The organism is Bacillus sp. 05T22 (assembly GCF_056396765.1).
Genome location: NZ_JBFTMC010000033.1, coordinates 15,219 through 35,061, shown reverse-complemented (window position 1 = coordinate 35,061; position 19,843 = coordinate 15,219). Strand labels below are relative to the sequence as shown.

14 protein-coding genes and 3 pseudogenes are annotated in these 19,843 nt (G+C 32.5%); 8 read left to right on the top strand and 9 right to left on the bottom strand.

The annotated features are described in order from the left end of the window. The first annotated feature begins 449 nt into the window (after positions 1 to 449). Positions 450 to 659: a hypothetical protein gene (locus AC1DIT_RS12695; RefSeq protein ID WP_016113466.1), complete on the top strand. Its 210-nt coding sequence runs from the start codon at positions 450 to 452 to the stop codon at positions 657 to 659. Between the two features lie 690 nt (positions 660 to 1,349). Here AC1DIT_RS12695 and AC1DIT_RS12690 read toward each other — a convergent pair. Further along, complete coding sequence (locus AC1DIT_RS12690; protein ID WP_033671660.1) at positions 1,350 to 1,628, bottom strand: hypothetical protein; 279 nt, start codon at positions 1,626 to 1,628, stop codon at positions 1,350 to 1,352. Positions 1,629 to 2,090: 462 nt separating this feature from the next. On the opposite strand from AC1DIT_RS12690, the gene AC1DIT_RS12685 reads away from it, so the two are divergent. The 4 genes from AC1DIT_RS12685 to istB all read left to right on the top strand — a co-directional run bounded on the left by AC1DIT_RS12685 (position 2,091) and on the right by istB (position 5,849). Further along, positions 2,091 to 2,978, top strand: a complete 888-nt coding sequence (locus AC1DIT_RS12685; RefSeq protein WP_016113482.1) for an Rpn family recombination-promoting nuclease/putative transposase — start codon at positions 2,091 to 2,093, stop codon at positions 2,976 to 2,978. A 122-nt stretch (positions 2,979 to 3,100) separates the two neighbouring features. Further along, positions 3,101 to 3,406, top strand: a complete 306-nt coding sequence (locus AC1DIT_RS12680; RefSeq protein WP_016113481.1) for a helix-turn-helix domain-containing protein — start codon at positions 3,101 to 3,103, stop codon at positions 3,404 to 3,406. Between the two features lie 108 nt (positions 3,407 to 3,514). After that, positions 3,515 to 4,882, top strand: coding sequence for an IS21 family transposase (istA, locus tag AC1DIT_RS12675; protein WP_476998222.1), 1,368 nt, complete (start codon positions 3,515 to 3,517; stop codon positions 4,880 to 4,882). 202 nt (positions 4,883 to 5,084) lie between these two features. Further along, positions 5,085 to 5,849, top strand: a complete 765-nt coding sequence (gene istB, locus AC1DIT_RS12670; protein ID WP_016132952.1) for an IS21-like element helper ATPase IstB — start codon at positions 5,085 to 5,087, stop codon at positions 5,847 to 5,849. A 57-nt stretch (positions 5,850 to 5,906) separates the two neighbouring features. Here istB and AC1DIT_RS12665 read toward each other — a convergent pair whose 3' ends face one another. Beyond that, positions 5,907 to 6,614, bottom strand: a complete 708-nt coding sequence (locus AC1DIT_RS12665) for an IS6 family transposase (protein WP_016113479.1) — start codon at positions 6,612 to 6,614, stop codon at positions 5,907 to 5,909. 417 nt (positions 6,615 to 7,031) lie between these two features. On the opposite strand from AC1DIT_RS12665, the pseudogene AC1DIT_RS12660 reads away from it, so the two are divergent. After that, positions 7,032 to 7,097: pseudogene (locus tag AC1DIT_RS12660) on the top strand (IS6 family transposase); the annotation flags it as partial. A 144-nt stretch (positions 7,098 to 7,241) separates the two neighbouring features. On the opposite strand, the pseudogene AC1DIT_RS12655 reads toward AC1DIT_RS12660, so the two are convergent. The 5 genes and pseudogenes from AC1DIT_RS12655 to AC1DIT_RS12635 form a co-directional block, all read right to left on the bottom strand. Next, positions 7,242 to 7,848: pseudogene (locus AC1DIT_RS12655) on the bottom strand (IS6 family transposase); the annotation flags it as partial. A 112-nt stretch (positions 7,849 to 7,960) separates the two neighbouring features. After that, complete coding sequence (locus tag AC1DIT_RS12650; protein WP_016113477.1) at positions 7,961 to 9,313, bottom strand: lanthionine synthetase C family protein; 1,353 nt, start codon at positions 9,311 to 9,313, stop codon at positions 7,961 to 7,963. 62 nt (positions 9,314 to 9,375) lie between these two features. Continuing rightward, complete coding sequence (locus AC1DIT_RS12645) at positions 9,376 to 11,202, bottom strand: ABC transporter ATP-binding protein (protein WP_016113476.1); 1,827 nt, start codon at positions 11,200 to 11,202, stop codon at positions 9,376 to 9,378. Beyond that, complete coding sequence (locus AC1DIT_RS12640; RefSeq protein ID WP_016132873.1) at positions 11,199 to 14,402, bottom strand: lantibiotic dehydratase; 3,204 nt, start codon at positions 14,400 to 14,402, stop codon at positions 11,199 to 11,201. Before AC1DIT_RS12640 ends, AC1DIT_RS12645 begins: the two co-directional genes overlap by 4 nt. Positions 14,403 to 14,852: 450 nt before the next feature. Then, on the bottom strand, positions 14,853 to 15,035 hold the full coding sequence (locus AC1DIT_RS12635) for an FDLD family class I lanthipeptide (RefSeq protein WP_476998221.1): 183 nt from the start codon (positions 15,033 to 15,035) through the stop codon (positions 14,853 to 14,855). Between the two features lie 730 nt (positions 15,036 to 15,765). On the opposite strand from AC1DIT_RS12635, the gene AC1DIT_RS12630 reads away from it, so the two are divergent. After that, entirely contained in the window at positions 15,766 to 17,154 is a 1,389-nt protein-coding gene (locus AC1DIT_RS12630; protein ID WP_016113473.1) for a S8 family peptidase, read from the top strand. A 219-nt stretch (positions 17,155 to 17,373) separates the two neighbouring features. On the opposite strand, the pseudogene AC1DIT_RS12625 reads toward AC1DIT_RS12630, so the two are convergent. Together AC1DIT_RS12625 and AC1DIT_RS12620 are read right to left on the bottom strand one after the other, a co-directional pair. Then, positions 17,374 to 17,670 (bottom strand): annotated as a pseudogene (locus AC1DIT_RS12625) (DDE-type integrase/transposase/recombinase); the annotation flags it as partial. Between the two features lie 53 nt (positions 17,671 to 17,723). After that, a complete protein-coding gene (locus tag AC1DIT_RS12620; RefSeq protein ID WP_016113472.1) occupies positions 17,724 to 18,410 on the bottom strand; it encodes an IS6 family transposase in 687 nt (228 codons plus the stop codon). A gap of 441 nt (positions 18,411 to 18,851) precedes the next feature. Between AC1DIT_RS12620 and AC1DIT_RS12615 the strand changes: the two genes are divergently transcribed. Beyond that, entirely contained in the window at positions 18,852 to 19,829 is a 978-nt protein-coding gene (locus AC1DIT_RS12615) for a SagB/ThcOx family dehydrogenase (RefSeq protein WP_016132874.1), read from the top strand. The last annotated feature ends 14 nt before the right edge of the window (positions 19,830 to 19,843 follow it).

Here is a 19,843-nt window from a genome sequence, read left to right as displayed (position 1 = left end):
TTTGCAAAATAATATCATGATGATAATGCTTCCACTTGAATAAATTTCGCTTTTCCATACTGATCACGCACCTTTTTAGAGTAATAGTATCAGTATGTCCAAGATTTAGAGATTACTTGCAATTATCTTGAAGTTTTCGCACCAGAACCGTTTCCGTACCCCCTGTACGATTATAAACATAAAAAACTTCCATTTCACAGAAAATGACCTCTCAAATTTGTTTGTAACGAGTTTTGGAGAATAACCTAATACATTTGTATCAAGTGACATTTCATTCCTTATTCAGATGATTAAAAGGGTTATATGGACTTTTGAGGAGAGAACAGGGAATGGTATGATTTTTTTAGAAGATATTGCATATATTTTGTTAAGTATTGGTATTCCCCTTTTGTTCGAGTAGTCATAACGATTCTTATACATGATTCCAGAAGAAAGGAAGTGGAAAAATCATGATACATCGATATGAAATTGATTTTTCAGTGATGTATAGTGGCAAAGTGACAGACTTACAATCCGCAATCATCCCAGCACGTTCATTAGAAGAAGCCAATGAAAAAATCGAATCTGAAGTAAAACGAAGATTTGAAGAAGGGAATATTGTCATTCATTCTACAGGTTTACACGTTTCAGAAAGTGTAAGATATGGCATTCCAACTTAATATAGAAAAAGGTCCCCTGAGAGCTATTTGAAGGGGGCCTTTTTCATAACTACTCCACATAATGAAGAGCTATATTTCTCGATCCATTTCATTATACAGTAGAAAGTGAAACTTTGCCCTTTTTTATCCGGAAATTGGCATGTTTTTTTGCTCATTTTTCATGGGTGAAATCCTAGTGATATGACCTACATTTTGGAATGAAATTTCCTGTTCTAGGGATGTATTAAGTTGCGTTTTTGAGAGCTGTATTGTTTTCGGATTTTTTCTTTCTTAAATGCTAATAAATGTTGAAATAATAACGTTTTAAGTTAGAGGAGATATATGTACCTAAATTATGCACCCTAACATAGACTTAAGCACATATGTCTAGGTATGTGTGCTTAAGTCTATGTGGCTATTATTATGTGACAGATGGAGAATAATTTTCAAAAAGTGGAGCATGAAGGTTTAAATTCGGATAGAAAATAAAGGAATATGGTGCAGTTTTTCGAGAGAATGGATAAAAAAATGGTTTATTTGGAGCATAGGAGAAATGAAATGGATACTTTTTATGAAGAAATGGAGAGAAGAAAAATCAAAAGAAAAACACCTGGGAGAAAACAGGTGTTTAGCAGAAAAGATTGTGAAATTGGTATGCCTTTTTAGGATGAGAGAAGTGTGATTTTTTGATTAAGAATTATTATTCATGTATCAAAGATTTTTATCATAATCTCCGATAATTTCTATTTCAGCATCAAGTATAGCTTCATCCTCTTCTGGATTTTCAGAATCAACGTATGTTCGACATTTGGCATACAGCCATATGTTCATTGGACGGTTATTTACAATCTCTACTTCATCAAAATCAAAATTTGCATTTCTTTGCAAATAGTCTTCAATAATGTTGTGTAAATCTTCCTCGTTGATCTCCAATTTCCTTTCAACAAAACCTTCAGTGCTGTAATATTTTACAGGGTAAACATCACGCATTGTTAAAAACACACTTTTCTTTTCACAAAAAGAGACCAACTCCCACACGATATGGAAATGGTCTTCTTATTGTTTTTATTTTGAACATTATAAATATAGCATGTCTTATGAGTAGTAAGACATGCTACTTTCAGAAAATGTGCTGATTGAGAAACGTATATTATCCCTACATAGCTTGTTGCACAAACAGAATCCGCAAGTATAGCATATCATAAATCAATGGTGAAAAAGCGATGTGTTTCACCATTGATTGTATATATTTCTAATTAGATGTATACTAAATATGGTTTCTTTTGTAAAATTTTTAGGTGTTTTTCAAGTCAGTTTATGGTCGTTATCTAATCTATTGTGTGTATCTGCAGTGAGGCTCTTATGTTAATCATAAGAGCCTGTTTGCATGTTCAATTTGTTTTTATGTACAATAAGAAAAAAGAGATCTTATCAGACAGGGAGAGGAAGCCCATGTCCAAACAAAAATTGGTCAATTTACGTATTGATTTTGCCTTTAAACAATTATTCGGAACATCTGGAAGCGAAGATATTTTGTTAACATTTCTAAATGCAATGTTAGCTGATTCATTGGAGTCTCCCATTCAATCCCTTCAATTTGAAGATCCGCATTTACAGCGAGAACATGAAGAGGATAAATTATCCATTCTAGATGTATCTGCTACATTGGACACAGGGACTAAGATTAATATTGAAATTCAGTTAAATAATAATCATGACCTTTTAAAACGTTCCCTTTATTATTGGAGTAAGCTCTATGCATCTCAATTAAAAAAAGGAATGCCCTACAGTTCACTTCATAAAACCATTACAATCAACTTATTGAACTTCGTCATGTTTAAAGACTATGAAGCATTTCATACGACAGGAAAACTGTGGAATATACAACAGCAGCAACTCTTAAGTGATGATATCGAAATCCATGTCGTGGAAATTCCAAAATTGCTACAGCAGTGGCGTGAGGAGAAAGTAAATCCGTGGGAAGATTCCTTTGTTCGGTGGTTATTACTATTACCAGCTAATGAAGATGAGCATTTAACACATACATTGGAGGCGATTGCGATGAACCAAGATCCAATTTTACAAAAGGCGATGGATAAATGGGAACATATGAGTCAAGATGCTTCGTTCCGTCAAGCTTACGAAGCACGCGAAAAGATATTGATGGATGAAGCAGCTGGTATTGCACACGCGTTAAATAAAGGGCGGGAGCAAGGACTTCAAGAGGGAAAACGTCAAATGATTCTCGGTATGCATCGTTTACAAGTTCCAATCGAAACGATTGCACAAGCAAGTGAACTCACGATTGAAGAAGTAAAGAAAATCATAGAGCAAGCATAAAAGAGGCGGATTTTTTGGGGTCAGTTCATTTGGATCGTCTCTTTTTCGAAAAAACACAACAAAGACAGTTATGCTGATATTATCCCCTTAAGGTAGACAGTGTAAAAAGACCATGAATAAACATGGATGTTACCCTTTTACTTGGAGGGGATTTTATTATCGTTAAAAAAAGGGATAAATTTCAAACTTATTCAGATGAATTAAAGATACAAGTTGTAAAAAGTTATTTAAATGGTGAGGGCAGCCAAACAGCTATAGCTAAGAAATATAAGCTGAAAAGTAGAACACAGTTAATGAATTGGGTTCGGAGATATCAAGAAACAGGCGATATCTCCGACTTGCGGGGAAACTTTTTATATTCAAGAAAATGGGTTCTGGTGCAAAAACCATTTGATAGAGATATAGAACCTACATGGTGTGACTGCTAAACTAAAGTAGACAGTTTCCGACAACCAAGATTGAACACTTTTTTACCAAATAACTTCCATATCATGATAGATTGAGAGGAGATATCATGATATAGGGGGATATGAAAGGTGGAAAAATGGCAAGTGTACATGGAAATTCATCAATTATTAAAACAAGGTTTCTCAAAGAGCAATATCGCTAAAAAGTTACAAATATCAAGAACAACACTATACCGTTATCTTAATAAGGCACCAAAAGAGATGGCGGAATGGTTAGACGCGATGCAATTTAGAACAAAGAAACTAGACAAACATAAAACACTGATTCTTAGCTGGTTAAGAAAATATCCAGATGTATCAGCAGCACAAATATATGATTGGTTACACGAAAGATATGGGGATGTGCAAGTGGGAGAAAGTACAGTACGCTCTTACGTTAAAGAACTTCGTTCTGAGTACGATATCCCAAAAGAAACAAGATCTCGTTCCTATGAAGCAATACCTGATCCACCTATGGGACAACAAGCACAGGTTGATTTTGGGATGACAACGCAAAAAAACATTGAGGGAAAAAGCATAAAACTGTATTTTATTGCATTTGTATTGTCCCACTCCCGTTATAAATATATGGAGTGGTTAGATCGGCCATTTACTACAAGGGATGTTATTCAAGCACATGAAAATGCCTTTTATTATTTTGAAGGAATCCCTTTTGAGTTGGTTTATGATCAGGATAATTTAATCGTGGTAAGTGAAAATGCAGGTGATCTAATTCTTACTTCAGAATTCGAGACATACCGTAGAGACCGCGATTTTAAATTACGGGTATGCCGGAGAGCTGATCCAGAGAGTAAGGGGCGTATAGAAAACGTGGTGGGATTTATTAAATATAATTTTGCCAAGCATCGTATTTTTACTCACTTAGACTCATGGAATGAACAAGGACAGAAATGGTTACAACGAACAGGAAACAACAAAACTCATCATACAATAAAAAAGAGGCCAATCGAAGTGTTTACCCTTGAAAAACAACACTTACGACCAACCTCACAGATGATCAATACTGGAAATATTGATCAAAAACCAACTAGCACAAGTATAACAAGGACTGTCCGAAAGGACARCACAGTTTTGTATAAATCAAATCGCTATTCAGTCCCATTAGGCACGTATTCTCCGTATGGAAAAGTGGTTTGTTTATCAATTGAAGGCGAAATTTTGAAGATTTGTGATTCAGAAACAGGTGAAATCATAGGTAAACACAATATTTGTCAAGGAAAGGGACAACTGGTGCAAGATCGCAATCACACCCGTGATCGATCACGGGGTATTAGTGCATATATAGAAACGTTGTCTAAGCATTTCCAAAAGCCAGAAATAGCAAAAGAATATTTAGAGAAAGTAAGAAAAAATCATCCTCGTTATATACGTGATCAGTTACAACTAATGAGCAAACAAATTCACCAAACAAAGGAAACGGTATTAGAACAGGCATAATCAGAGTGTCTCAGTCGAAAATTATATAGTGCAAATGAATTTACAGACATTGTCGCTCACTTACACCGACAACAAGTGACCACATCAATTGATGATGATTGTACAATTGAAACGTTACATGTCCAAGCACTTTCAGTTGTATCTACAATTCCAGAAAAAAGAGACATCAATGAATATCTTGTTATCTTGGAGGGCGGCCACCATGAGTGAACTCAAACAAGCTCAAGATTTACTACGTTCATTACACTTGTCTGAAACAGCTCAAGAACTTCCAAATTTAGTGGACAGGTCTAATAAGAATCAATATTCCTATCTAACTTTTCTTCGAAATGTATTAAAGTACGAGCAAAAACGTAGGGAAGAAAAGTTAATTGAGAGGCGGTTAAAGTGGGCTACACTTCCCTATCACAAAACGTTAGACGAATTTAATTTGTCAGAACAACAATCACTAAGTCAAAAACAATTAAATCAATTGAAAGATTTAACTTGGTTAGATCAATTGTTTAATCTTATTATTCTTGGACCGCCAGGTGTTGGCAAAACCCATCTGGCAGCCGGACTCGGCATAGAAGCAATTTATCAGGGATATAAGGTGATGTTTATTTCAATGGGAGAACTCATACACACATTAAAAACAGAGGAATTTACTCGAAGAGCTCAAACACAAATGAAAAGAATTCGAGAAGCACACCTCGTCATTATAGACGATTTAATGTTTATGGCTATGGATCAGCGAGAAGCCAATCTCTTTTTTCACTTAATCAACGATTTGTATAACCATTCGTCAATCATATTGACGTCCAACAAGGGCCCAAGTGAATGGGGAGAACTTCTTGGAGATCCCGGTATCACGACAGCTATACTAGATAGAATTGTTCATCGTGCAGAAGTTATTCACTTAAATGGTGATAGTTATCGTATGAAACATAGAGTTACCATTTTTGAGCACGAAAGTGTTCAAAGTTAATGAGCAAAAAGTGTTCAATTCTACTTGACGGTTACACATGGCCTATTCAATGACAGATTATGATGAAATTCCAAATAACTTATGTATGAACCTAACTTCATTTTGAGCAGACTTCACCTGTAGGTTAAGTTGTCCTTTTTTCATCATATGCATGGATTCAACGCCGCTCAATATAGAAGTGGCTGTTTCATACGACTTGAATCCTAACATAGAACGTACACGTTTCTTAATGAAACGGTGATCCTGTTCCACTATATTATTGAGATATTTAACTTGCCTTATTTGTATGCCTTCAGGCATATGTTTCTCTTCTTTTAACTCTTGAATCGCTACGGGATAGGCTGGGTTCTTGTCTACTGTTATAACACGAGGTTTACAAATATGAGAAGCAGCCAAGGCTTTCTTGAAAAAGCGCTTGGCTGCTTGTTTATCTCTTGATTCACTTAGATAAAAATCAATGGTGTTTCCTTCAGAATCTACTGCGCGATATAAATACATCCATTTACCTTTTACTTTCACATACGTTTCATCGACTCTCCAGGAATCATTTGTCGTCTTAAGATGACGTCGTACTCTTTCGTCTAATTCAGGTCCATATTGATGCACCCAACGCATAATAGTGGTGTGAGCAATAGACAAACCTCGTTCCTCCATCATTTCTACCAAATCACGAAAACTGAGGTTGTACCGTAGGTACCATCTCACAGTTAATAAAATCATATCAGGTTGATAATGCTTCCATTTGAACAAATTTTCCTTTTTCATACCGATCACACACCTTTTTTAGAGTAATAGTATCAGTATGTCCAAGATTTAGAGATTATTTGCAATTGCCCTGAAGTTTTTGCACCAGAACCAAGAAAACTACTGATTTTTCATTCAACAACTATACCGAAATTACATTCGGTATAGTAAAAACCCTTAAAAACTATGAAAATTGCCGAGTGGCTCAAAAAAGAAGTAATCGTTGCCGTACCCCTATTACTTATACATACTATTTTCATCAAAAATCTCTCCTACTCTTTATTAATCTTTAAATTTAAAATCATCAAATTCACCAGTCTTTATATTCTTAACATAATGAATTTCAACCCCATTTACATTATGAGCGGTTCTAGTGCAAAAAATCTATAAAACTTGGACATACTGATACTATTACTCTAAAAAAGGTGCGTGGTTAATATGGAAAAGCGAAATTTATTCAAGTGGAAGCATTATCATCATGATATTATTTTGCAAACAGTAAGATAGTACCTACGGTACAACTTGAGCTTTCGGGTTCTGTTGCAAAGTTATCCAAAACATAGAGAATCTAGGGTTGCATCGTTAAATGGTTATACAACCATTAATAATTCCTGTAATTCGTTATTACACGGAAAAGGCGGAGCCTATTTAAAGACTTCGCCTTTGTTTGTATAGGGCATGAATGGTTTCAATGCCTTTTATTGTAGGAGAAGCATGCCGGAGAGTTTGAAATCATGATGACCTAGCAAAACGACGTTTCACATGTCGGTGGTCTTGTTCTATACGATTATTCATATGTTTAACGGTACAATGAACGGTGCTTTTGTAAAATCCTTTCTCCTTTAACTTTTTAAATGCACAAAGTACGCTGGCACCTTATCCGTTGTCAGAACTGTTGCTTCCCCAAAAGTTTTAACCAATCTTTTCATAAAGGCATATGCCGCCTGATTATCTCGCTTTTTACGAAGTTGAATATCAAGCGTATGGCCTTCTTTATCAATCACACGATATAAATAACACCATTTTCCTTTGACTTTTATATAGGTTTCATCCAGTTTCCAAGATAAGTGTACGTTCTTCTTTTTCTTCTTCCTTATTTGATAGATCAAGTTACCATATTCATGAACCCAGCGCATGATGGTTGTTGGGTGAACAGACACCCCACGTTCCTTCAGTATTTCAGTTACATCGCGATAGCTTAAAGAAAAACAACAATAGTAGCTTGTTTGAATTGTTTTCCTTTAAAATATCCCGCTCCCGTTCATCTTTTTCCAAAGTGTACTTGAGTTTCGAAAACTTTGCAACAGAACCCAACGTACGTACTTCATGATGATTCATTCACGCTTTAGATTGGTTTCCACTCAAAATTAATGAATCAAAAAAGCTCTTTGCCACGTGCAATTTGAATATACAGTAGAAAGAAGCGGTAATATTATACCAATCGTCCCATCAATTAAGCCTATTTTTGTATTAGGTTTCAATTCGCCTTTAATTAAGGAATATTCGAAATCATAAAAATGTAGTGGAGCATTTACATCATAATACTTTAAAATTTCTAAAACCAATTGATCCCTGTATAATTCTAAACTATTATCATTTGATGCTTTCCACATTTCTTGTGTTAAAGACAATAATCCTGCATATCCATGACAAAATGTTGGTGAAACTACTTTCCATTTATCTTGAGAACGTTGAAAAGTAGATTTACATAAGATTAAAGCTTCTGATTTCCAGTCTTCTCTTTTACATATGTTCCCAGATATCCACAATGTTCGTGCAACTCCCGGCGATCCATAACACCAAGCATCCCTATGATTAAATCCATCGGTATAAGTATCTATTATATGATCTTCAAATTTAATTACATTAGGAATAAACTTTATTCCTTCATCTTCTTGAATCCAATTTATTAACCATGTTGCAATTTTCTCTATTGCTTTATATTGACCAGATACTACTAAACCATGTTGTGCAGCTATAGATAAAAAAGCTAAAACTCCAGCAATACCATGTGATAACCCACAATTAAAATTTCCACTTGGGTATATTTTTTTCTCGTCCTCTAAAAATAAATTTTCTCTAGAAATATGCCATGGTTGAGATGAGGGATTACTCAGTTGTTTGTAATTTACAAATTGAACCATATAATTAATGATGTCTTTTACACAACGATACAATTGAGGTTGTTCCGAAAAGACAAGTAAACATCTTCCAATCCCAGCCCATCCACTTATAATGTCATAATCATCTATTTTTACACCACTTTGTATTCTTTTGAATGAATCTTGTAAGACTGCTGGATAATGCTCTAAAAAAATTTTGCTTAATTGTTTTAAAAAAACTTGATATCTACTATTATTTCTTGAACATGCCTCTACACCCATCATAATACCAGCCAAACCATGGAACAAAGATAATGAATGGAAAGAACCAGTCTGCAAGTGAGCTTGAACACGTTTTAAATATTCAAATGCAACTATATCCCACTCTCCATCAGGATCCATATTATCTAATGCTCCAAGTAACAAACATACTCCTGGATACCCAGAACTAAGAGAATTACTTTTTAATTCTCTTAGTTCTCTATCTACATCGGCCATAATAATACTATCTACTTTAGGTATATCCTTGAAAATTTCAACAGTTGAAAAAATAACATCCCATACTTTTTCTTTTAATTCTTGATTTTGGATCAAAAAAGATTCTGGAACTTGAATCATCTTTCACCTCTAGATAATTATTTTATAAGACGTAATAAATAATACATTTTTATAAAAATAAATTAATGAACTAGCATTTTCGAACCTTCAGAATATACTTCTGCTTGCATGTAATATAATTTAGCGTAAATACCATTTTGTTCTATTAACATTTCGTGATTTCCAAACTCTTTAATTTCACCGTTTTCCATCACAATAATTTTATCTGCAAATTGTACAGAAGAATTTCTATGTGAAATAAATATTCCAATTCGGTTTCGAACAAGTTCTTTAAAACGATTGAATACGTCTTTTTCAGCCTCAGGATCTAAAGCTGAGCTAGGTTCATCTAAAATATACATACTAGCATTTTTAATGATGGCTCTTGAAATAGCTATTTTTTGCCACTGGCCTCCAGATAATTGATGCCCTTCTGAAAACCATTTTCCCAATTGAGTATCTAATTTATTAGGAAGAGATTCTATAACTTCATGTATGCCAGATTGCATAGCAGCATTATTAATTTTCTCATCATCTTTAATATAGCCTATATTCCCATAAGAAATATTATCTCTTACAGGCAATTCGTATTTCACGAAATCTTGAAATACAACTCCAATTTGTTCTCTTACGCTCTCTATAGAATAAGAGTCCATAGGTTGAGAATTAATAAGGATTTCTCCTTCATAATCATGGTATAGACGAGTTAAAACTTTAACTAAAGTGGATTTTCCAGATCCATTTTTACCAATAATCGCTACGACATCTCCTTTTTTAAAAGTTAAAGAAATATTTTTCAAAACATATGTTTCACTATTAGGATATCTAAAGGATACATTTTTAAATTCTATAGATTCTATATCTCGTAGTTTATTGACAGGATTTTTAGAATCTTCATTTTCTTTAACCTCCAAATAGGAAAATAACTGTTCAATGTATAAATTGCTCTCATACAATGAAAATATTTGATGTAGTAGTGATTGAGATGCCTTTTGGGTAGCAAATAAAGCTTGTATGTAACTAACCATTGTTCCTATCATAATCTCTTTTATAAAAGTAGATAATAAAATGATAAATATTAAGATTCCTACTACAATCAAATTGATAAAGTCAAAAATAAATGTTATTTTTAGTCGTCTTTTTTCTATTGATTTATCAATTTGAAAGAAACCTTTATAAATTCCAGAATACTCTTTGATGATATGAGCACCTAAATTATTCAATTTGATTTCTTTAAAAGTAACATCTTTCGTTAGCAAATAACTCAAATACCATAATTTCCTATTTAGAGGTGCCCTTTCCCATTCAATATCAAATTCCTTTCTTCCCAATTTCAAAAATGATATCGATGAAAAAATGGGAACAATAAGTAGGACTATTACCACCCACCACTTCCAGACAATTAATATAGTAGCTGTGGAAACTAAAGTAACAAAACTGTTGATGATTGATAAAATTTGATTGAAAATTTGGTATGGCCTATAATCTACTTCTCTTTGCGCTCTCTGTAGCTGGTCATAAATAACATCATTTTCGAAATCCGCCAATGTTAACGTTGAAGATTTTTCCATTAACAGTACGTTAACTGAATAGGATAATTTCACTTTATATATTGCTTCATAATAATTTAAAAATTGTTCTATTAATAGTTGAAATAAATATATACTAATTAAAACAACTAAAGAAATTAGAACAATATTTAATCCTTGTTCCCAACCAATTGCAATACTGTTTATTAAGAACTGATTTCCTAATAAAAGCAAAGCAGGAAAAGTACCTGCCATTATATTTAAAAGCATGATAAAAATAATTAATTTTTTATCAACCTTCCATAATAACTTGAAAATTTTTGGCCAATATTTAAAAGAACCTAATATTTCTTTTAAACTTAGATTGGTATTCCAATTCACTTCAATCTCTCCCTTGCGTACCTGAGATTATGAAGCACATGTCTAACCAATGTCATTACCTTAGTTTCTAGTTCCCTATCAATTCCTAATAAACGATTAAGGTGAAGATGAATTATACTTAGTAGTATATCTTCTCTTGTATTATATAACTCTCCCTGTTTTTCCACTTCCATCATACGGTTGTTGAAAGTTTGGATAGCTTCTTTTCGCATTTGTAAAATAGTGAGAATTTGAGATTCATTTTTAATATCCCTTAATCCCTTCCAATTATCAAAAGAATTTCCTATTTGGAGATACTTGTCTCGTTTTTCTCTAAATTCTTTTGTATAATTTTTATAAGAAGTAACATTATTAATTAATTCTAACTGCTTTTCAAAATGGATATTAAAACACTCAAGATAATGAATTACACTTATTATTGAAATTTCCTCAAGTGATAAAGAAGTTTCATCATTATTGATAAGTCGTAAAATATCCTCTACACAAAGGCTATCGTAATAAAAGAGTGATTCTGCTAAACCTATGAGTTTCGGTCCTCCATACCTCTCCACTTCTCGTTCATATGTAGATATTTCAGCTATCAACAATAAACCAATTTTATTTAAGGACAGAAACCATTGATTTAAGGTATAAAGCATATTTCCTTTACTAAAATCACCAGATAAACGTAATCGAATATGTTTTTTTGGATCTGCATAGCGCATAAAAAAGTAGTTATCTATATCACCATTTCCCACTAAATTTGTACAAAATTGATGAATATGATTATAAATTAACTCTTCATCTCTCGTTGAATCATTGTATAATTTAATGAATAACCAATCGCTACCAGGAAATTTTTTGATACATTCGCTATTAGTACTAATTGGTGGCAACTTCCCAATCGATAAAGTTGAATACAAACTATTTATTTTTTTGTTTTTAACTAATGGGAAAACATATTCTATATTATAAGAGGAACCTTCAACATCTTCCTCCCACCGTTTTAATGTGTTTGATTCTTGTTCTATTAAGGTAATTCTTTCATTTTCTTGTAAAGTTCTCGACTGAATATATAGCTCTTTTATATGGATTGGATTGTAAATATCAAGCAAAATTCGGTTATCGGAAACAGCTTGATATACCCATCTTGGCATCTTCCATTCTGCTGCCCAAGCATAAAATGTTGTTTTCCATTTCTCAAAAGAAGCCTCCTTTGGTAACTTGAGCACTTCATTATTTACATTCCACCTTGCTAATGATAGTACAGACTTCCCTACTGTTATACGTGGTAAGAAAGGAGATGAATTTAACGAATCCCAAAGGAACGGCATACAATCAGAAGTGCCATAACTAGATATTTCAACCAAAAAACGATATATATTGGGTGCTAATGAGATATTTAACATATGGTTTGTTTTTATTTTAAGTTTCTTACCTATAGATTTAGATTTTAAATAGAAATTATTATTTGTAGAACCAACTACTATATCCGACAAAGGAATTGTGTATTTTTCATTTTTAGAAGATTGCGTTCCTATCACAATTTCATACTCCCGAAAATTCCTTGACATAGATACATTTGCTAATTTTCCTGCAGACGGTAAAAAAACAATCTCTGCATAAAGAAATTCAGAATCATTTTTTTCTATATCATAAATTGTTTTATAATTTCTAATAAAATTCTCTTCTTCTAATATATTTAAAAACCTTCCAAAAGTTTTTCCTGCGCCATCTGATATAGCACTTAATCCTGTTACAAATTTAAAATTCCCTCTATCTATCTCACTTGCACTTTCAGCAACAACACTTCCATATATTTCAATGGAATCAGGTATTTTATTTAAAGCCTCTTCTTCTAATATCTCATTAACTAATCCTTCTTGTTTTAAATCAATTTCCATTTTGTTGAATTTTATAGCTTTTAATAATGCAGATAGTAATTTCTCTGAGTATTCCGTTATTTTTCCGTTTTCATCCTGTATTAATGATCTATTACTTGGTGGGAATGTATATGTAGCTGGTGAACCGATTCCCATTTCTTCATCTAAGAGCTCTAATAATGGAACTTCACGATATGTTCCGTATTTTTCTAAAAATTCATTTCTGTATGTATTCAAATGTTTCTTTTGAGGATATTGGTAAGCAAATTTCCATAATACAGATGCAACATTTGCTACTTCTTCACCAACTGATTTACTCAAAAAGATATCTTTATCCTCTAATCTTACATCTATCTGTAGGTTATCTTTAACTGTAATTATCTTTTTCATTTTCTGATTTATTTTCTTAATAACATTTAGACCTTCACCTATATTTTTTTGATTGTAACATGTTATCAATTGATTTAATTGATTTAAATCGTTTTTTAATTCCTCTATTCCTTGAACATGACCTAACTTCTCTAATAGAAATTCAAAAGGTGATTGTATCATTAGAGATGGCCTTAACTCCGTAACTAAATACTCCCGTTCTATCAATTGCAATAATACCGCATGAATCTTTTCTTCTAAAACATTAGGATATTTTTGTTTTAAAGCAAAAATAATTTCATTTAGTTTAATAGGTTCTTTAGCCAACTCTAAAATAAGTTTAACTACAGGAGTTATCCGAATAGATGATGATTCAAAATTAAACAGATTCTCATCTAACACTTCAGTTCTTGAACTATAAGGTATATTTATTCTATCGCCCTTTGCTAAAATAATTGAATTTGCCTGCACTTTAAGTTGCTTCAATACAAAAATATCACTTTCAAGTTTATGTATTAAAGCTAAAAGCCAAGACATATCAGGACGTGTTTGTTTTTTGTGTGAAAAAGGTTTCTCTATGGCAAAAGAGGTGGAAGAATGAAAAGTACCATATGTAATACCGGCGAATAATCCAAATGGTGTGGGCCTTGTAGACATTCGAATTAAATACTTATTTACTGCGTGGATAATTTGTTCCCTTCTTTTTTCATTACTAATGTTCTTTAGGTCAATAATTGAATTATATAGTGAACTACTAGAAACAAAAATTGCCTCTTGAATAAAAGGATCTGAAATTGCACTTTCTAACTTCCCCATCATTTGTTCCAATTCAACATTCTCACTCTTTTTACATTCGAATAGCGTTTTATAGAAATTCAAAGGTAATATAGGTGAACGAACCATGAAAAATTTTAATGGCTCAAACAAATTTTTACTTTTAATTACGGACTTCTTCTTTTCTTTTTTCATTTAAAATCGTACCTTTCTATATTAATTACCAGACTATTGGAAAATAGATTACTTTATTACAGTACGGATTGTTAAAAATAGAATAGTTCCTTAACTACACTCATAAATCATAGATTTTTTAGGTTGGATATTAATTGAATAGTTTTTACTAGGAGATAATAAGATCTAAGAGGAAAAGTATGTATAGTAACTAAAAATCTAATAACTATTAACACTATAAAAACGTTAAATTATTTTCTTTTAGGTGTTTCATGCAATCATCAAGCGTTCAGTATGCTCCATCAAAACTAACTCTTTATAAGTAGTTAGTTTTAATCGGATTACATTCAATATGTTAATTCTAATTTATCACTAATATGATTTATTAATAATGCAATAACCTATTATTTTTATTTATAGAAGGAGTATTCAAAAAAAATGCTCCTTCTATACAATGCTTATTTTTTTAAGTTAAGCTCTACAACCAACTGTATTGGGCTTTGTARCTGCAGTTGTATTTTGCCCACAAACCCCACGACTAGTCATATACCCTATTGTTCTTGCAATTGTCCATTGAGTTGTTCGTGGTGATGGTCCACCTTCTTTATTAGAAGATTGAATTTTTAAGTCTAAATCAAAATCATCTCTACGCATAATAAGCCTCCTAAAATATTTGATATTCACGTGAACAATTAGATAATAACACACGAAAATACAAAATCAAACATTTTTTCCTAAAATTTAGAAAAATGTTTGATTTTGTAATATTTCATCTTATATCCCATTTTTTTAACCAAAATGGAAATAATTATGATACACTCTTATCAGAAATAGATGATAGGAGGAGAATTATCATTAAAATATTTTTAGCTATTATTGGTGCCATTCTTTTGCTCATTATTACTGTTCATCCAGGAGTACCAGATAAAAGTGTACCTATCAAAACGAAATTAGCAGTAATCCTTCCATTAATTTTTATCTCAGGGATAATTTACTTAATTGTATGGTGACTGTTAGGGACCTAATATTTCAAACTATGCTCTTACTTCATCACAGTTTTGTTTTTATTTTGTCAAGAAACTTCATTATCATTCCGATTACAAAAAGGGTAACATTTAATACCAATTTTCTATTTCAACATAATTACATTTTTATCCACATTTAATTGCAACAAGAAGAAAAAGGACACTTATCCCCAAAAAAAAGGTTATTTTATGGGGATTTTTACATCTATTTCAATGCAATCTTGGAATAGACAGACAATAAAATCTAGTATTTAATCTGGGGACTTTACAGTTACGAGAATACTTATTTTGTATGTATAGAGCTCGGCATTAGTTGAATACCGTTATAAATTATTAATCAAAATGATGGAGGTTACACAATGAAAGGTAAGCTTTATTTTTTATTTTTTATTTTAACATCCTATTTTTTATTTATTCCAACCTTTGCCTCAGCTGAAGAAGAACATAATTACTCCATATTATTAAAAGAAAGCACTGATTTTAACAATATTAAGAATGAGTTAAAACAGAGAGGTTTTGAAATTACATATGAAATCCCTGAAATTAAGCTCATACAGGTGAAAGGAACAGATTCGGAAAGTAAAAATCTCAACCTCATAAAGGGAATAGTTAATTACAATGAATCAGTGAACACTAGCAACCCAAAAAGTCTAAATGTTACAGCCTCTTTTTCTAAACAAAATGAAATTCCCACAGAATTATGGGAATACCAATGGGATATGCAAGCTATAACAAACAATGGAGCAAGTTATAACGTTTTTCAGGGATCCACTAATGTAACCGTTGGAATCATAGATTCTGGTATTTTTTCAGACCATCCTGATTTAAAAAATAGCTTACTTCCAGGTTCTAAGAACTTAGTACCAAAAGGTGGGTTAAATGGGACAGAATCAAGTGAGACCGGAGACATCAATCAAATTGATGACATATTAGGACACGGTACAAGTGTAGCTGGACAAATTACCGCAAATGGCTTAATGAAAGGTGCTGCGCCTGGTGTTGGGATAAAAGCTTATAGGGTTTTTGGAAGTAAATCTGCAGAAACAATCTGGGTTATTAAAGCCATTATAGAGGCTGCCAACGATGATATTGATGTTATTAATTTAAGCCTTGGGGATTATCTTCTAAAAAGTGGTTCTTATAGTCACACTGGGAAAAATGATTCAGTAGAAATTGAAGCATATAAACAAGCAATTAATTACGCGTATAAAAAAGGTAGTATCGTAGTCGCGGCTGCTGGGAATGATGGAATAGATGTAAATAATCAAACTAAACTTCATGACGTAGTTAATGCTAACTTAAAACACTCCAATACAACTGTATCTGGAATAATCTTAGATATGCCGGGTGCTTTAACAAACGTAGTTACAGTTGGCTCTATTGGACCTACAGGAGAATTATCCTTATTTTCAAATTACGGTAAAAATTTTATTGATATCATATCTCCAGGCGGAGACTTTAGATTATTAGAACAATATGGTGAAGATAAGTGGATAAAAGATTATTTAATAGAAAAAGAACAAATACTAACAACCAATGTTGATGGGGGATATTATTATGATTCTGGAACATCACTCGCAGCAGCCAAAGTGTCAGGAGCATTAGCTTTAATTGCTGAAAAAAATAAATGGAAAGATCAACCTCATAGAGTAATAAATCATTTATATAAATATAGCACCGTTAATAGTCCGTTAACACCTAGACAAAAGAACTTGGATATATATAAAGCTTTATTTACTCGTGGATAATTGAATTCCACTCAAAAAAAGTTTATTTAGTATAAAAAATACACAATTGGATACTTTCCCTTTTCAGCCTAGAAATTATTAAAATCTCATTGACATGAGTCTATAGTGCTATGTAAATTTAGATATATTTCTGCGTAACACTATAGACTTTAAATGGTTCTGGTGCAAATACTTAGGAAAGATATAAAGAGGCGAAAAATTTCCTAGTGGAATCTAGTCTTAAGCAACAATTCCAAATAGTTGATGGATGAACTTCACTTGATTTTGGACAGACTTGTCCAGTAAAAYAAGTTGCCCTTTTTTTACCATATGCATAGCTTCTATTCCAGAAATAATGGATGTAGCTGTGCGAAAGGATTTCAATCCTAACATCGAACAAACTCGCTTTTTAATAAACCGATGATCTTGTTCCACTATGTTATTGAGATATTTCACTTGCCTTAGTTGGATGCCTAATGGCATCTTTTTTTCTTTTCTCAATTCTTCAACTGCTATAGGATAAGCTGAATTCTGGTTCTCTTGCAAAGTTTGAAAAAAGCATAAACAGGTTGGTAAATGAGGAACAATGTTTAGGAAGTAGCTAGTAATTGTTGAAGTTCATTGTACGTTGAAAAGGCGGAGTCTCTTTGAAGACTTCGCCTTTGTTTATATAGGGCATGAATGGTCTCGATACCTTTTATCGTACGTGAAGCATGACGAAGATTTTGAAATCCTGCGGATTTGGCAAAACGTCTCTTTACATGCCTATGATCCTGTTCAATAAGATTGTTTAAATGTTTGATTGTACAATGGATTGTAGTTTGATAAAATCCTTGTTTTCTTAATTTGTTAAATGCACAAAGTAATGCCGGCGCTTTGTCTGTAGTGAGAACTGTTGGTTCTCCAAAATATTTTACTAATCTTTTCATGAAGGCATAGGCAGCCTGATGATCCCGTTTTTTACGAAGTTGAATATCCAATGTGTGTCCATCTTTATCAATTGCACGATAGAGATAACGCCAGTCTCCCTTAACTTTGATATAAGTCTCATCCAAATGCCAAGATAATCGTGCAGATTTATTTTTCACTGTCCAAATTTGATAGATGAGATTGCCATATTCATGAACCCATCGCATGATGGTTGTTGGGTGAACTGAAATACCACGTTCTTTCAGGATTTCAGAGACATCGCGATAACTTAAAGAAAAACGGCAGTAGTAGCCGACAGCTACTAAAATAATATCTTTCTTGAATTGTTTTCCTTTAAAATATCTCATGCCTGATTCTCCTAGATCCTGTTTTCTAGAGTAGATCTTCATGTAGAAAACTTTGCAACAGAACCTTAATTCATATGTAATAAACCTCATTTTAAAGTTTTATTGCTATAACAAATAAAACTTTCTCAATATTATTTTGTTTAATAACTATATTCATCTGCTTTCCAATCCATTACAATAATTTCACATTGAAAATACATGAATATTCTAAATGTTTTAAATGGTTTATATTTTATAGGGTTACTAAGGAAAAGGATGTGAAATGCCCAATAAAAAATAGTGTTTTATGATGAAATAAAAGATTTTAAAGAAAAAAAAGTTATTTTATTATCCTCAGGCGGTCTTGAAGTACATGCATTCATAGTTGCTATGGGACAAGGAATGCAATCTAAAATTTTGTGGATTGGAAGTAAAATAAGTTAATCATTTATGGAGGGGAATATGAGCGAGCAAATTTATTACTGGTCTCCTATTAAGCATTGGGAGAAGTTGCATAATGAAGTTTTGATAGGAGAAACGAAATTTCCAGGCGTTCTGTCTGATTGGTTTCCTGAGCTTTATTTTTTGACTCAAAAAGGTGTGACGATTAGTGAGCTAGTAGAGCGCTTTTCGTTAGGAAATAAGGAAGAGACACAAAAAATAGTAGAACTTATGATAAAGAATCGGGTGTTAGTAAGTAACATATTACATCCAAGAGAAGTATTTTCCACACAAGAAAAAATTTTTCCGAATCCATATAGCAATCAGATTCACTTCTCTAAAGAGGAACTAGATAAGTATATTAGTGAACAATTAAATCGAACGCACCCTGCTGCGCGGTCAACCGGAATTCAACTTAAAAAAACAAATGAGCTGCCCGCCATAATCAAGGAGCGTAGATCTTGCCGCCAATTTGATATGAACAAACCTATTTCTTTTTCTGAATTTTCTAAATTTATTTCTACTCTTAAACAGGTTAAAGAAGAAAAAATATACTATCATTACGCAAGTGCGGGTGGGCTCTATCCCATTGATATCTTTGTCTATATAAAACCAAAACGTATAGAGGGTATGAAAGCTGGTTTTTATTATTATAGTCCATCAGAGAATAGTCTTTTAATTGTAAATAATATTGATCAAGTAATCAAAAGTGATCATGAGCTAATTAACCAGGAGTTATTTAACCAGTCTGCCTTTTCGGTTTATTTAGTCTATAATGCGAACGCTTCCATTCCGAAATATGGTTCAGATGGATATTTATTTGCTTGTATTGAATCAGGTATCATCACTGCTACCTTAAATATGGTAGCTGAGACATTAAATTTAGGAGTTTGTTCCGTTGGTCATATGAAATTTGAAGAGATTCAGCACTTTTTAAGTTTGGATAACCATCAAGTATTTCTCCATGGGCTTGAAGTTGGCTTGAAAATTAACGAATAGATGAAATGAATATT

Bases quoted from the DNA above. Each gene is read 5' to 3' on its own strand.
- AC1DIT_RS12695 (WP_016113466.1), top strand. From the start codon at position 450: ATGATACATCGATATGAAATTGATTTTTCAGTGATGTATAGTGGCAAA.
- AC1DIT_RS12690 (WP_033671660.1), bottom strand. From the start codon at position 1,628: ATGCGTGATGTTTACCCTGTAAAATATTACAGCACTGAAGGTTTTGTT.
- AC1DIT_RS12685 (WP_016113482.1), top strand. From the start codon at position 2,091: ATGTCCAAACAAAAATTGGTCAATTTACGTATTGATTTTGCCTTTAAA.
- AC1DIT_RS12680 (WP_016113481.1), top strand. From the start codon at position 3,101: ATGGATGTTACCCTTTTACTTGGAGGGGATTTTATTATCGTTAAAAAA.
- istB (WP_016132952.1), top strand. From the start codon at position 5,085: ATGAGTGAACTCAAACAAGCTCAAGATTTACTACGTTCATTACACTTG.
- AC1DIT_RS12665 (WP_016113479.1), bottom strand. From the start codon at position 6,614: ATGAAAAAGGAAAATTTGTTCAAATGGAAGCATTATCAACCTGATATG.
- AC1DIT_RS12650 (WP_016113477.1), bottom strand. From the start codon at position 9,313: ATGATTCAAGTTCCAGAATCTTTTTTGATCCAAAATCAAGAATTAAAA.
- AC1DIT_RS12640 (WP_016132873.1), bottom strand. From the start codon at position 14,402: ATGAAAAAAGAAAAGAAGAAGTCCGTAATTAAAAGTAAAAATTTGTTT.
- AC1DIT_RS12630 (WP_016113473.1), top strand. From the start codon at position 15,766: ATGAAAGGTAAGCTTTATTTTTTATTTTTTATTTTAACATCCTATTTT.
- AC1DIT_RS12620 (WP_016113472.1), bottom strand. From the start codon at position 18,410: ATGAGATATTTTAAAGGAAAACAATTCAAGAAAGATATTATTTTAGTA.
- AC1DIT_RS12615 (WP_016132874.1), top strand. From the start codon at position 18,852: ATGAGCGAGCAAATTTATTACTGGTCTCCTATTAAGCATTGGGAGAAG.